Consider the following 13,188-nt stretch of genomic DNA (forward strand, 5'->3'; position numbering starts at 1 on the left):
CGCCCGTCCCGCCGTCGCGCCCTCTGCGCGGACGGCTCCTTTCCGTGTTCGGCCATCGCCGGAGGTTCCCCATGCCCGCGGGCCATCCCGCACGTCAAGATCATCGGCTCGTCCGCACGGACGAGCACTGGCTCACGCTGCCCAACCCCCACGGCGTCCCCGCGGAGATCTGCGCGGGGACGGACGTCCCGCTCGAACCGGCCGCCGTCACCGAGGCGCTGGACCTGCTGGAGACGGCGCGCACCCTCGAACGGCTCGCCGAGGTCGCGCCCGGGCCGGTCGGGACGCCGCGCATCGCCCGCGCCGCGTTCACCCCCGACTTCCACAAGGGCGCCGGGATCCCGATCGGGACGGTCCTGGACGTCGAGGACGCGCTGCTCCCGCAGGCCGTCGGCAACGACGTGAACTGCGGCATGCGGCTGGAGGTCACCACCCTGGACGCCGCCCGCGTGCGGGCCCGGCTGGACGGGCTCGAGCGGCGGCTGCGGCACCTGTTCTTCGAGGGCGGCCGCCGGATCGCGCTCACCCCGCTGCAGCGGGAGGCGCTGCTGCGCGACGGCCTGCCCGGGCTGCTGACGACCGGCCCGGCGCCCTGGGCGGGACTGCGCCCGCAGGACGCCGAGGACTGCGTCGACCGCGTCCACTGCGCGGGCCTGCCCGTCCCGACGGCGGAGGCGTTCGCCGACTGGATCGGCAGCGCGGGCGGGGCATCGGACGAGCCGAGCCACGACGGCGTCATCGGCGGGATCGGCGGCGGCAACCACTTCGCCGAGCTGCAGTACGTGGCGCGCGTCCACGACGCGGCCGCCGCGCACGCGTGGGGGCTGGCGCCGGGGACCGTGACGGTGATGGTGCACAGCGGGTCGCTGTCGCTGGGGCACCAGGCGAACGCGACCGCGCTCGACCGGCTCCGCGCGCGGTGGCCGAAGGGCCTGCCGCGTCCGCGCAACGGCGTCCTGCCGTTCCTGCTGGACGAGCGTTCGGAGCCGGACCGGCGACGGTACCTGGAGGCGTTCGGCAACGCCGCCAACTTCGCGCTCGGCAACCGGTTCTTCCTCGCGCTGACGATGCGCGCCGGGCTCGCCGCCGAGTGCGGCGGCTCCGGCGGGTCCGGCGGTTTCGACGCCCGGCTCCTGTACGACGCGCCGCACAACCTCTTCTGGCGGGACGGCGGCCGGACGGTGCACCGCAAGGGGGCGACCCCGGCGGGCGGGCACGCGGAGATGGCGGGCGGGCCCTACGCGATGTGGGGCGAACCGGTCATCGTGCCCGGGTCGATGGGCGCGTCCAGCTTCGTGCTGCGCGGGCACGGCGACGCCCGCACGGTCGCGAGCGCGTGCCACGGCGCGGGACGGCGGGTGCCGCGCGGCGCGGCGGCGCGCGGGAGCGACGCGGAACTGGACGCGTTCCTGCGGGAGTTCCGGGTGGTCACGCCGCTGGACCACCGCGACCCGCGGGCGGCGCGCCGGACGGACGTCATGGCCGCGTGGCGGCGCGACCTGAAGCAGGAGGCGCCGTGGGCCTACAAGGACATCGGCCCGGTCGTGTCGGCCCTGCACGGCGGCGGCGTCGCGTCGCCGGTCGCGGAGCTGCGGCCGCTGCTGACCGTCAAGGGGTGAGGCGTCAAGGGGTGAGGCCCGGACGGGTCAGGGCGCGGCCTTGATGTGGACGACCTTGACCGCGGTCATCTCGTCGAGCAGTTCGGGCCCGTACCCGAAGCCCTCCCCGGAGGCGCCGCGCGGGGTGGCGGCGCCTCCGGGGGCGCCGCCGAACACGGCGTTGACCTTGACGGTCCCGACGGGCAGTTCCCGCCAGGCGCGCTGCGCGTGCGCCATGTCCCGGGTGAGGACGGTCGCGGCGAGGCCGTGCCGTCCGCGGCGTGCGGCGTCGAGGGCCTCGTCGAAGGACGCGACGGCGCGGACGGGCGCGACGGGCCCGAACGTCTCCTCGGTCATGATCGCCATGGCGTCGGTGCAGCCGTCCAGCACGGTCGCCGGGTAGAACGCGCCGGGCCCGTCGGGGATCGCGCCGCCGGCCAGGACACGGGCGCCGTCGGCGACGGCCTTCTCGACGTGCTCGTGCACCTGCGCGCGGTGCCGTTCGTCCACGAGGGGCCCGAGTTCGGTCGCCGGGTCGAAGCCCGGTCCGGTGCGCATGGCGCGGGCGCGTTCGGCGAGCGCGTCGAGGAAGGCCGCGTGCAGCGACTCGTGAACGTAGACCCGTTCGACGGACGTGCAGATCTGCCCGGCGTTCGCGAAGCAGCCGGTCGCGGCTTGCTCGGCGGCCCAGTGCGGGTCGACGCCCGCGTCGACGATGAGGGGGTCGGTGCCGCCGTTCTCCAGCAGGGCCTTCGCGCCGTTGCGGGCGGCCAGCTCGGCGATGCGGCGGCCGGCGCGGGTCGAGCCGACGTGCGCGACGACGTCCGGGCGCGGGTCGGCGGCCAGCGCGTCGCCGGTGCCGCCGTCGCCGGTGACCAGGTTGAGGACGCCGTCCGGCAGGGCGCCCGCGAGCAGTTCGGCGAGCAGCGCGCCGGCGTGCGGGGTGCGCTCGGACGGTTTGTGCACCACCGCGTTGCCGGTGACGGCGGCCGCGCCGATCAGCCCGCAGGCGATGGCGACCGGATCGTTCCACGGGGTGATCACCGCGACGACGCCGCGCGGCTCGCGGACCATGAGGTCGGTCGCCGTCCGGCCGCCCTGCAGGCTGCGGCCGCCGTGCAGCGGGCCCAGCTCGGCGTACTGCCGCAGGGTGCCGATCCCGGCCTCGACGCCGCCGCGCGCGTCGTCCGCGGGCTTGCCCATCTCGGTCGTGACCAGCGCGGCCAGCTCGTCGGCCCGCTCCTCGACGGCGTCCGCCGCGGCGTGCAGCGCCGCACCGCGCTCGGCGGCCGGGACGGCGGCCCAGCCGGGCGCGGCGGCGACCGCGGCGGACACGGCGTCCTCGACGTCGGCGGCGGAGCAGACCGGCACCTCCCCCACCGGCTCCCCGGTCGCCGGGTCGGTCACCGTGAACGTCTCGTCCCCGGTGCCGCCGCTCCACCGGCCGCCCGCCAGCGTCCAGCCGTCCCGCACTCGCATCCGAACCTCCGCGTCGTCTCCCGGTCCCCGGTCGTCGCGTCCCGCCTACCCGGGAAGGGACGGTTCAATGGCCGCCGCCCCGATGTCAGTGAGCACTTACCGGATCGGCTACGGTGGGGCCTGATCGGGCCCCCGGCCTGATCGGACGCCGAACAGGACAGACGCCAGGAGGCTTGCGTGGACTTCGACCTGCCGGAGAGCGCGATCGCGGTGCGCGACGGCGTGCGGGCCATCGCCGGGAAGTACGACCAGGAGTACTGGAGCCGGTGCGACGCCGAGAAGCGGTGGCCCGAGGAGGTGTGGCGGGAGCTGGTCGCGGGCGGCTGGCACAGCCTCGCGATCCCCGAGGAGCACGGCGGCGCCGGGCAGGGCCTCCTCGAGCTCGCGGTCGCGCTGGAGTCGCTCGCCGAGGGCGGCGCGGGCGGCGCCGCGTCCTTCATGTACCTGCTCACCCCGGCGTTCGGCGGGCTGACCATCGCCCGCCACGGGACGGACGCGCAGCGCGCCGAGTTCCTGCCGAAGATCGCCGCCGGGGAGCTGGAGACCTGCTTCGCGATCACCGAGCCCGACGCGGGCAGCAACGCGATGAACATCTCCACCCAGGCCCGCCGCGACGGCGACGGCTACGTGGTGACCGGCCAGAAGATCTGGATCTCCGGCATGGAGCGCGCCGACTTCCTCGTGCTGGTCACCCGGACAATCCCGGCCGCCGAGGCGCGCCCCCGCACCGCGGGCTTCACCGTCCTGCTCGTGGACATCAAGGAGGCCGTCGAGGCGGGCACGCTGACGTACCAGCCGATCCCGAAGCTCGGCACGAACACCGTCGCGTCCAGCATGGTGTTCCTGGACGGCGTGCGCGTGCCGGCCGACCGGGTGCTGGGCGAGCCCGACCAGGGCTTCGCCGTCCTGTGGGACATCCTCAACCCCGAGCGCATCCTCGCGGCGGCCGGCGGCGTCGGCTCCGGCGAGCTGGTGCTGCGGATCGCGTGCGACTACGCGCGGGACCGCGCGCCGTTCGGGAAGCCGATCGGCGCCAACCAGGGCATCGCGTTCCCGCTCGCCCGGATCAAGGCGCAGGTCGAGCTGGCCCGGCTGATGACCTACAAGGCCGCCTGGCTGTGGGACCGCGGCCGGCCGTGCGGGTCGGAGGCCAACATCGCCAAGCTCACCGCGGCGGACGCCGCGTGGCAGGCGGCCGACCGCGCGTTCCAGACGCACGGCGGGATGGCGTACTCGCTGGAGTACCCGGTCGCCCGGATGTTCCGCGACGCCCGGATCGCCAAGAACATCCCCGTCGCCGAGGAGCTCGTGCTGGCCCACATCGCCCAGCACGAGCTGGGGCTGCCGCGCTCGTACTGAGATCCGGCCCCGCCGGGTGTTGCCGAGATCACACCGGCGGGGCGAGCATGAGGGGCACCACCGCCCCTCATCGCCGAGGAGACCCGCGATGCCCAGGTCCTACGCCAGCGCCGTGCTCAACGCGACCGCCGACGACGTGTGGTCCTACCTGCGGGACTTCGGGAACGTCGCGGAGTGGATGCCGGGCGTGGAGACCGGGGTCATCGAGGACGGCGGCCCGGCCGACCGGATCGGCTGCGTCCGCCGCCTCATCGGCCCCGGCGACTCGGTGTTCCGCGAGCGCCTCACCGCCCTCGACGACGCCGGCCGCGCCTACCGCTACGAGATCCTCGAGTGCCCGCTGCCGGTGCGGGACGTGCGCGGCCGGCTGCGGGTCTCCCCTCTCGCCGAGCCTGTCGCCGAGCCCGTCGCCGGGTCCGCGGCCGCCCCTGGCCCCGGCCGCGCGTTCGTGGAGTGGTCGGCGGACTTCTCCGCCGACGCGGGCGACGAACTGGCCATGGGCCGGACGCTCGAACTCGGTATCTACGCGACGGGGCTGGAGGCGCTCGCCCGCCGGTTCGGCTGACCGCCGGACCCGGGGCCCGGCCGGACGGGCGGTCAGCCGAACTCGGGCGGGCGCTTCTCGCGGAGCGCCGCCACGCCCTCGCGCACGTCCGGGCCGGTGAACCCGAAGAACTCCATCGCCAGCGACGCGTCGAACGCGGGCCCCGCCGAGCGCAGCCAGTTGTTCAGCGCGTGCTTGGTGAACTGGATCGCCTCGGCGGGCCCGGCGGCCAGCCGCCCGGCGATCTCCAGCGCCCGGTCGTGCACCTCGGCGTCGTCCACGCACAGCGACACCAGGCCGATCCGCTCGGCCTCCTCGCCGGTGAGGACGTCGTTGAGCAGCAGGTAGTACTTCGCCTTCGCCATCCCGCACAGCAGCGGCCAGACGATCGCCGCGTGGTCGCCCGCCGCGACGCCCAGCCGGGTGTGCCCGTCGATGATCTTCGCCGAGCGGCCCGCCACCGACACGTCCGCGAGCAGCGCCACCGCGAGCCCCGCGCCGACCGCCGGGCCCTGGATCGCGCTGACCACCGGCTTCGCGCAGTCGATCACGTTCATCACGATGTCGCGCGCCTCCCGCATGATCCGGCGGCGCGCCGCGTGGTCGCCCATCATCTCCTCGATCATGGACAGGTCGCCGCCCGCCGAGAACGCCGCGCCCTCCCCGCGCACCACGATCGCGCGGACCTCGTCGTCGGCGTCCGCGTCCCGCCAGATCCGCGCGAGCTCGCCGTGCCCCACCGTGTCGACCGCGTTCAGCCGTCCCGGCGCGCTCAGCGTCACCCGCAGCACCCCCGGCGCCGCCCAGTCGATCCGCAGCCGCTCGTAGGTTCCGTACCGATCGCTCATGACGCCTCCCGCTCGCACCGACCGAATGCCGTTCGCAATCGTGCCACGGCGTACGCCACCGCCTCGGCACCGGCGTCGAACATCTCCGGCATCAGGAAGAACGAGTGCACCACCCCGTCGTAGCGCCGCAGCTCGACCGGCACCCCCGCCGCCGCGAGGCGCCGCGCGTACGCCTCGCCCTCGTCCCGCAGGATGTCGCACTCCGCGGTGATCACCGTCGCGGGCGCGGCCCCGCGCAGGTCGGGGGCGCGCAGCGGCGCGAGCCGCGGATCGCACGGGTCGGCGCCGCCCCGGTACAGGTCCATGAACCGCGACAGGGTGGCGGCGTCGAGCCCGTACCCGCTGCCGTACTCCCGCCAGCTCGCGGTGTCCCGCGCCGTATCGGTCACCGGGTAGACCAGCAGCTGGTGCGCCAGGGCGACGCCCCGGTCGCGGGCGAGCAGCGCGACCGCCGCGGCGAGGTTCCCGCCCGCGCTGTCCCCGGCCACCGCCACCGCCCCCGGCCGGATCCCGAACCGCCCCGGCTCCCGGACGGCCGCCGCGACGACGGCCCACGCGTCGTCCACCGCGGCCGGGAACGGGTGCTCGGGCGCCAGCCGGTACCCGACGCTCAGCACGGCGCAGCCCGCGTCCGCCGCGAGGTCGCGGCACAGGCCGTCCACGTTCTCGACGCCGCCCAGCACCCAGCCGCCGCCGTGCAGGTACACCACGGCGGGCAGCGGCCCCTCCGCCGGCCGGTACAGCCGCACCGGCACCGGGCCGTCCGGGCCCCGCACGGCCAGGTCGGCGACGAAGGGCAGCTCGCGGCGCCCGACCGGGAACACCGCGCCGACCCGCTCCCGCATCTCCTCGATCGTGGGTTCCGCCTCGCCCGGGGGCGTCGCCGTCCACGCCCTCAGCGTCTGCAGGAAGCTGACGGTCTGCGGGTGCAGCGGCATGCGGCGACCTCCGGGGGGCGGCGACGGAATCTACCGGTTCGTCTTCCCCCGCCGCCGGGACGCCAACCGCTACCCGCCGCGCGCCGCCGACACCAGCGCCTCGAACAGCCGGCCGTCCTCCCCCTCCTCGGGATGCCACTGCACGGCCACCCCGAACCGGTGCCCCTGCAGTTCCGCGGCCTCGACGACCTGGTCGTCCGCCCACGCCACCGCCGCCAGCCCCTTCCCGAGCCGCCCCACCGCCTGATGGTGCAGCGTCGGCACCTCCGCGGACTCCCCGAGCACCTTCCCGAGCACGCTGTTCGGGGCGATCCGCACCGCGTGCGACCCCATCCTGCCCCGCACCGGCGCGTGCCCCTCGTGCCCGACCGCCTCCGGCAGGTGCTGCACGAGCGTCCCGCCCCGCGCGACGTTCAGGATCTGCAGGCCCCGGCAGATCGCCAGGAACGGGACGTCCGCGTCCACCACCGCACGGGCCAGCGCCAGCTCGAACCGGTCCCGCTGCGGCTGCGGCGGATCCGTCTCCGGGTGCCGCTCCGCCCCGTACAGTTCGGGGTCCACGTCGCCGCCGCCCGCGAGAACGATCCCGTCGAGCCGCTCGACCAGCGCGTCCACCCCCCGAAGCGACGCCGCCGGGGGCAGCAGCACCGGCACGGCGCCGGCCCGCTCCACCCATCGCGGGTACGCGACCGGCAGGAGCGCCGCCTCCCGCACCCACATGCCCCAACGCGCCGGTTCCTGACACGCGGTGACGCCGATGAGCGGCACCCGGATGGCCTCTGACATGGGTCGTTCCCCTCTCCCGGCCGGTGTCGGCGGCCGGGCGGCTCGTCCGTCAGGAGAGTCCCCCCACCATGTCGTCCCGCCTCCCCCGCCGCAAGAGGGCGCACCCGTAACGGGCGCTTCACCAGCCCGCGCGCTCCCGCAGATAGGCGCTCGTCTCCGCGTCCGCCGGGTAGAAGGACTCGATCGCCAGCTCCGCGACCGTGATGTCGACCGGCGACCCGAACGTCGCGATCGTGCTGAAGAACGACAGATCACGGCCGCCCAACCGGATCCTCAGCGGGACGAACACCTCGTGGTCCGCCGGCGGCGCGATCGCCTCGCCGACGTCCCCCGGGAAGTCCCGCAACTCCCGGTACAGCTGCGTCAGCGACGCGTCCGCCGTCAGCCGCACGTGCCGCCGCACCCGGTCGATCATGTGGGCGCGCCACTCCGCCAGATTCAGGATGTTCTTCGCCATCCCGTCCGGGTGCATGCTCAGCCGCAGCACGTTCAGCGGCGGCTCCAGCAGCTCCGGCGGCGCGCCCTCCATGAACAGCGCCGCCGCGCCGTTCGCGTCGATCAGGTTCCAGAACCGGTCCACGACCACCGCCGGGAACGGCTCGTGCCCCTGCAGCACCTGCTTCAGCGCCGCCCGGACCGAGTCCATCCGCGGCTCCTCGATCGGCGTCTCCTCGAACACCGGCGCGTACCCGGCCGCCACCAGCAGCAGGTTCCGGTCCCGCAGCGGGACGTCCAGGTGCTCGGCCAGCCGCAGCACCATCTCGCGGCTCGGCGCCGACCGCCCCGTCTCGACGAAGCTCAGGTGCCGCGTCGACACGCCCGCCTCCGACGCCAGCTCGAGCTGGCTCAGCCTCCGCCGCTGCCGCCACGCCCGCAACTGCTCCCCGACCGGCCGCACATCGCTCATCATCGTCGTCACCGCCCCGACGCTACCGACCGCACGTCACGGCGGCGATGACGTCCGAGGTAATGGACGCGCCCCCGCCCGATCGCGAGGCTGGGCCCGTCCGACACCTCAGGAGGAACGATGACGCTCACGCCCGACCAGCTCGTCGACGCGATGCCGTTCGCCCGCGCCCTCGGCGTCGAGATCGACACCGCGGGCCCCGACGAGGTCACCGGCCGCCTCGACTGGGCGCCCGACCGCTGCACCGCGGGCGGCGTCCTGCACGGCGGCGCCCTCATGGCCCTCGCCGACACCCTCGGCGCCGCGTGCGCGTTCCTCAACCTGCCCGACGGCGCGTCCACCACGACGCTCGAATCCAAGACGAACTTCTTCCGCGGCGTCCGCGACGGCCGCGTGCGCGCCGCGTCCCGCCCGCTCCACGTGGGCCGCACGTCCATCGTCGTCCAGACCGACCTGCACGACGACGAGGGCCGCCGCGTCGCGCAGGTGACGCAGACCCAGGCCGTCCTGCGCGCCTGACCGTGGAGCGCCGAGTGCGCCCCCTTTCCCACTCGCGCGGACGTCGCGGTGCGCAAGGCCGTCCTCGCCTGCGAGGCGCCGCCTTCGGGACTTAGGTCATTGGCGGACGTGCTCGTCGAAGAACGCGAAGATGCGGGACCAGCCGTCGGGGGCGTTCTCGCGGCCCTTGCCCATGCCGAAGGCGATCTTCGAGACGGGGCCGAGCGGGCCCGGCATCTCGGTGTCGGTGAGGAAGCCGTGCCCCGTGCCCGGGTACTCCTTCACGTCGTGCGGCACGCCGGCGTCCGCCAGCACCCGCTCCAGCTTCCGCGCGGTCCCGCGGAGCGTGGGGTCGGCGGCGCCGTAACCGGCGACGATCGGGCACGCGTTCCGCAGCGCCTCGTCGGGGCGGCGCGGGAGCATGCCGTAGTTGACCGCGGCGGCCCGGAAGCCGTACCGGGCGGCGGCGACGAGCGCGAAGCCGCCGCCCATGCAGAAGCCGCACACGCCGATGTCGCCGGTGCAGTCGTCGCGTCCGGCCAGCCAGGCCCGCGTCGCCTCGATCGCGTCGTAGGTCGCGCCGCGCCCGGCGCGCATGTCCCGCATCGCCTTGGAGACGCACCGCAGCCACGGCGCGCCGCCGTACAGGTCGGGCAGCACGGCGAGGTAGCCGTGCGCGGCGAAGCGGTCGGCCTGGGCGCGCATGTCCGCGGTCGACCCGAGGGCCTCGAACAGGACGACCACGCCCGGCCAGGGGCCCTCCCCCTCGGGGACGGCCAGGTATCCGGGCAGGTCGCGTGTTCCGGTGGGGATCTCGACGTCGGTCATACCGCCCAAGCCTCCCTCATGCGGGGGCTGCCGCCCACCCCGGATCGCGGGTTACGGGGTCAGACCTTGCGCCACTGCGGGACCCACGCGCCGTCCTCGACGACGTAGTCGCCGAACAGGTCGGGGGCCTCCTTGCGCATCACCTCGCCGATCTTGCCGAAGAGCAGGCGGATCTCCTCCTCGGCGCCGGGGGCGGTGCGGTTCTCCAGGGTGTGCCGCAGCGTGCGGACGTTGGCCGTCCACACGAGGCCGGTGGCGACGCCCTCCGGGGCGAATCGGCGCATGAACGAGGTCTTGTGCTTCTTCTCCTTGAACGGCACGCCCTCGTCGTCCAGGCCGAAGTGGTCGGCCATCCAGCCCTGGAACTCCTCCATCTGCTCGAGCAGGGCGGTGGCGCGCTTCATCAGCTCCGGATCCTCCCGGGCCCACTCGGGGAACCAGAACGGGATGTCCTGGAGCCGGACGAACCGGAGCGACTCCTGCGAGATCGCCACACCGGGACGGTGCCGCACGAGCTCGTGGGTGAGGACGCGGCTGCAGTTGTGCAGGACGAAGCTGAAGCTGACGTGCTCGAGCACCGACCCGTGCAGGCTGCGGAGGATGTTCTCGAGGTACTGGCCCTGGTCGGTCCGGACCTTCGTCACATTGGGGTTGAGGCCGGGCTCCCACGAGCGGTAGCAGAGCCGGCCCGCGAACTCGGCGAGGTTCTGCGGGTCGTTGAGCTCGGTGTCGAGCTCGCCGCGGTCGAGCCGCGCCAGCCAGCTCTCCCCGCCCACGTCCCGCAGGTACCGGGCGACCTCCTCGTAGTCCAGCTCCGGCCGTGCGACGAGGTACACCTCGGGCTCGACGCTCTTCACTCTCGCATCCCCCTACGCTCCGCTTCGGTCGCCCTAAGGAAACCATCATCGCAGCGTGCCCGCGACCTGGGCTCCCTCCAGGCCGTCAGGTGCGTTCGGGTGCCACGCTGCTGGATGTATGGCGCACACTGGAGGGATTCGTCTGGGGTTGGAGGGGGACGCCTGATGGGGCCTGAACTGAAGGTGCTGGGCGCCTGCCCGCTGGACTGTCCCGACGGCTGCTCCTGGGTGGTCACGGTACGGGACGGCGAGGCGGTGCGGCTGCGCGGGAACCCGGAGCACCCGTACACGCGGGGCGCGCTGTGCGCGAAGGTGAACCGGTGGCTCGAACGGGCGGGGCAGCCGGACCGGATCCTGCACCCGATGCGGCGGGTGGGCCGCAAGGGCGAGGGACGGTTCGCGCGGATCTCGTGGGACGAGGCGCTCGACGAGATCGCGCAGCGTCTCGGGGACGTCGTGCGGGAGCACGGCGGCGAGGCGATCTGGCCGTACTGGGGCACCGGGACGCTGGGCTACCTGCAGGGCCTCGAGGGGTACTCGGGCCGCCGGTTCTTCAACGTGCTCGGCGCGTCGGCGCACTACTCCAACATCTGCTCGGCGGCGGGCAGCGCGGGCATGGAGGCGACCGTCGGCTCGGCGGGCGGCATGGACCCGCAGGACCTCGCGCACGCGCGGCTGATCATCCTGTGGGGGTCGAACCCGCTGACGAGCGGCCACCACGTGTGGAAGTTCGTGCAGGACGCGCGGAAGGCCGGGGCGCACCTGGTGGCGATCGACCCCGTGCGGACGCGGACGGCGCAGCAGGCGGACGAGCATCTCGCGCCCCTCCCCGGGACGGACGCGGCCCTCGCGCTCGGCCTGCTGAACGTCGTCGTGGCGGCGGGCGCGCAGGACGAGCGGTTCCTGCGGGAGCACACGGCGGGCTGGGCGGAGTTCCGGGAGCGGATCGCGGAGTTCTCGCCGGAGCGGGCCGCGCGGATCACCGGCGTGCCTGCGGAGCGGATCGTGGCGCTCGGCGAGCGGATCGCCCGCACCCGGCCGACCGCGATCCGCGCGACGCAGGGGTTGCAGCGGCACGCGGGCGGCGGGACGGCGCTGCGGGTGCTGGCGGGGTTCGCGGCGGTGACCGGCGACTGGGCGCGGCCCGGCGGCGGGCTGGCGTTCTCGACGTCCGGCCACAACCGGCTGAACAAGGCGGCGCTGTGGCGGGACGACCTGCGGCCGGGGCCGGTGCGGACGCTGTCGATGACGCGGCTCGGCGAAGGGCTCCTGGACGTCCAGGACCCGCCGGTCGGGGCGCTGTTCGTGATCGCCGCGAACCCGGTGGGCAGCACCCCGCACCAGAACCGGGTGCGGGCGGGTTTGGCGCGCGAGGACCTGTTCACCGTGGTGCTGGAGCAGTTCCCGACGGACACGGTCGACTACGCCGACATCGTGCTGCCGGCGACGGCGCAGCACGAGCACATGGACCTGCACGAGGGCTACGGGCACCTGTACCTGACGTGGAACGAGCCGGCGGTGGCGCCGCCCGGCGAGTGCCTGCCGACGACGGAGACGTTCCGCCGGCTGGCGCGGCGGATGGGGCTGACCGAGCCGAGCCTGTACGACTCGGACGAGAGCCTCGCCGAGCAGCTCGTCGCGTCCGACCATCCGTGGATGGCGGGCGTCACGCTGGACCGGCTGCGCAAGGAGGGCTTCGTGCGCATGTCGGTCCCGGACCCGTTCCTGCCGTACGCCGAGGGGTTCCCGACGCCGTCCGGGCGGCTGGAGTTCCCCCGCGACGTCGCGTACGTCCCGCCCGCGGAGGTCGCCGACCCGGACCGGGCGGCGCGGTACCCGCTGGCGCTGATCTCGGCCGCCTCGCACGAGTTCCTGAACACGCAGTTCGCGAACAATCCGGAGCTGCGGCGCCGGTCGGGCGACCTGGCCGTCCGGCTCCATCCGGACGACGCCGCCGCGCGGGGCCTGGCGGACGGGCGGCGGGTCCGGGTGGCCAACGACCGGGGCGGCTTCGACGCGGTCCTGCGGGTGACCGACCAGGTCAGACCGGGTGTCGCGGCGACGACCAAGGGGCACTGGGCCAAGTTCTCCGGCGGGTCGAACGCCAACGCGGTCGTGGACGAGCGCGACACCGACCTCGGCGGCGGGCCGGTCTTCCACGACACCCGCGTGGAGGTCACCGCGCTCCCCTGATCCGCGGCGGCCCCGGCGCGGACGTCCGGAACGACGCCTCCCGGACGGTGTCGCTCGATACGGTGTCGCCCGGTACATGTCGCTCGGAGGGGTTCATGACGATCGATGCCGATCCGGGCGCCCTGCTCGACCGGGCCCGGAAGTACGAGCGGCAGGGCCGCCCGGAGGAGGCCGCGGAGGCGTTCGCGGAGGCCGCCGGACGGCTGGCGGCGCGCGGCGACCGGGCCGCCGCGGCCGGGGTGGAGGCCCGCCGGGCGCCCCGCTGGGACGCCCACGGGCGCAGCGGCGCCGGAGCGCCGGAGCCGTCCAGGGCGGGCAGCGCGAGCGCCAGGAAGACGATCTTCGCGTCCTGT

13 protein-coding genes are annotated in these 13,188 nt (G+C 74.9%); 6 read left to right on the plus strand and 7 right to left on the minus strand.

Annotation, left to right across the window (positions count from 1 at the left end; genetic code table 11):
* Nucleotides 1-71: 71 nt before the first annotated feature.
* Complete coding sequence (locus AB0L25_RS31650) at nucleotides 72-1,619, plus strand: RtcB family protein (protein WP_500176406.1); 1,548 nt, start codon at nucleotides 72-74, stop codon at nucleotides 1,617-1,619.
* A 27-nt stretch (nucleotides 1,620-1,646) separates the two neighbouring features.
* Here the strand turns inward: AB0L25_RS31650 and AB0L25_RS31655 are convergent, their stop codons facing one another.
* Complete coding sequence (locus AB0L25_RS31655) at nucleotides 1,647-3,077, minus strand: aldehyde dehydrogenase family protein (RefSeq protein WP_500176407.1); 1,431 nt, start codon at nucleotides 3,075-3,077, stop codon at nucleotides 1,647-1,649.
* Nucleotides 3,078-3,254: 177 nt separating this feature from the next.
* Between AB0L25_RS31655 and AB0L25_RS31660 the strand changes: the two genes are divergently transcribed.
* Nucleotides 3,255-4,436 carry an acyl-CoA dehydrogenase family protein gene (locus tag AB0L25_RS31660; RefSeq protein ID WP_500176408.1) on the plus strand — a complete coding sequence of 394 codons (1,182 nt, stop codon included), beginning with the start codon at nucleotides 3,255-3,257 and terminating at the stop codon, nucleotides 4,434-4,436.
* 88 nt (nucleotides 4,437-4,524) lie between these two features.
* A complete protein-coding gene (locus AB0L25_RS31665; RefSeq protein WP_500176409.1) occupies nucleotides 4,525-5,001 on the plus strand; it encodes an SRPBCC family protein in 477 nt (158 codons plus the stop codon).
* 32 nt (nucleotides 5,002-5,033) lie between these two features.
* Here AB0L25_RS31665 and AB0L25_RS31670 read toward each other — a convergent pair whose 3' ends face one another.
* From AB0L25_RS31670 to AB0L25_RS31685, 4 genes are all read right to left on the minus strand, one after another.
* Nucleotides 5,034-5,828, minus strand: a complete 795-nt coding sequence (locus AB0L25_RS31670; protein WP_500176410.1) for an enoyl-CoA hydratase/isomerase family protein — start codon at nucleotides 5,826-5,828, stop codon at nucleotides 5,034-5,036.
* Entirely contained in the window at nucleotides 5,825-6,766 is a 942-nt protein-coding gene (locus AB0L25_RS31675) for an alpha/beta hydrolase (protein ID WP_500176411.1), read from the minus strand. The genes AB0L25_RS31670 and AB0L25_RS31675 overlap by 4 nt, the downstream gene beginning before the upstream one ends.
* A gap of 69 nt (nucleotides 6,767-6,835) precedes the next feature.
* The gene (locus tag AB0L25_RS31680; RefSeq protein ID WP_500176412.1) at nucleotides 6,836-7,552 is read right to left on the minus strand and encodes a gamma-glutamyl-gamma-aminobutyrate hydrolase family protein; all 717 of its coding nucleotides are present in this window, start codon (nucleotides 7,550-7,552) and stop codon (nucleotides 6,836-6,838) included.
* Between the two features lie 118 nt (nucleotides 7,553-7,670).
* Entirely contained in the window at nucleotides 7,671-8,462 is a 792-nt protein-coding gene (locus AB0L25_RS31685) for a helix-turn-helix domain-containing protein (RefSeq protein ID WP_500176420.1), read from the minus strand.
* Nucleotides 8,463-8,579: 117 nt separating this feature from the next.
* On the opposite strand from AB0L25_RS31685, the gene AB0L25_RS31690 reads away from it, so the two are divergent.
* Nucleotides 8,580-8,978 (plus strand): PaaI family thioesterase, encoded by a 399-nt coding sequence (locus AB0L25_RS31690; RefSeq protein ID WP_500176413.1) that lies wholly within the window; start codon nucleotides 8,580-8,582, stop codon nucleotides 8,976-8,978.
* A 96-nt stretch (nucleotides 8,979-9,074) separates the two neighbouring features.
* On the opposite strand, the gene AB0L25_RS31695 is transcribed toward AB0L25_RS31690, so the two are convergent.
* Nucleotides 9,075-9,785: a dienelactone hydrolase family protein gene (locus AB0L25_RS31695; protein ID WP_500176414.1), complete on the minus strand. Its 711-nt coding sequence runs from the start codon at nucleotides 9,783-9,785 to the stop codon at nucleotides 9,075-9,077.
* Nucleotides 9,786-9,844: 59 nt separating this feature from the next.
* Nucleotides 9,845-10,642, minus strand: a complete 798-nt coding sequence (gene thyX / locus AB0L25_RS31700; protein ID WP_500176415.1) for an FAD-dependent thymidylate synthase — start codon at nucleotides 10,640-10,642, stop codon at nucleotides 9,845-9,847.
* 165 nt (nucleotides 10,643-10,807) lie between these two features.
* Between thyX and AB0L25_RS31705 the strand changes: the two genes are divergently transcribed.
* Nucleotides 10,808-12,835, plus strand: a complete 2,028-nt coding sequence (locus AB0L25_RS31705; protein WP_500176416.1) for a molybdopterin-containing oxidoreductase family protein — start codon at nucleotides 10,808-10,810, stop codon at nucleotides 12,833-12,835.
* Nucleotides 12,836-12,930: 95 nt separating this feature from the next.
* The coding region (locus AB0L25_RS31710) for a hypothetical protein (protein ID WP_500176417.1) at nucleotides 12,931-13,188 on the plus strand (258 nt) is incomplete at its 3' end.

Source organism: Spirillospora sp. NPDC052242 (assembly GCF_040679555.1).
In the GTDB taxonomy this organism is placed as follows: Bacteria; Actinomycetota; Actinomycetes; order Streptosporangiales; family Streptosporangiaceae; genus Spirillospora.

Bases quoted from the DNA above. Each gene is read 5' to 3' on its own strand.
- AB0L25_RS31695 (WP_500176414.1), bottom strand. From the start codon at position 9,785: ATGACCGACGTCGAGATCCCCACCGGAACACGCGACCTGCCCGGATAC.
- AB0L25_RS31705 (WP_500176416.1), top strand. From the start codon at position 10,808: ATGGGGCCTGAACTGAAGGTGCTGGGCGCCTGCCCGCTGGACTGTCCC.
- AB0L25_RS31650 (WP_500176406.1), top strand. From the start codon at position 72: ATGCCCGCGGGCCATCCCGCACGTCAAGATCATCGGCTCGTCCGCACG.
- AB0L25_RS31675 (WP_500176411.1), bottom strand. From the start codon at position 6,766: ATGCCGCTGCACCCGCAGACCGTCAGCTTCCTGCAGACGCTGAGGGCG.
- AB0L25_RS31680 (WP_500176412.1), bottom strand. From the start codon at position 7,552: ATGTCAGAGGCCATCCGGGTGCCGCTCATCGGCGTCACCGCGTGTCAG.
- AB0L25_RS31665 (WP_500176409.1), top strand. From the start codon at position 4,525: ATGCCCAGGTCCTACGCCAGCGCCGTGCTCAACGCGACCGCCGACGAC.
- AB0L25_RS31670 (WP_500176410.1), bottom strand. From the start codon at position 5,828: ATGAGCGATCGGTACGGAACCTACGAGCGGCTGCGGATCGACTGGGCG.
- AB0L25_RS31655 (WP_500176407.1), bottom strand. From the start codon at position 3,077: ATGCGAGTGCGGGACGGCTGGACGCTGGCGGGCGGCCGGTGGAGCGGC.
- AB0L25_RS31685 (WP_500176420.1), bottom strand. From the start codon at position 8,462: ATGATGAGCGATGTGCGGCCGGTCGGGGAGCAGTTGCGGGCGTGGCGG.
- AB0L25_RS31690 (WP_500176413.1), top strand. From the start codon at position 8,580: ATGACGCTCACGCCCGACCAGCTCGTCGACGCGATGCCGTTCGCCCGC.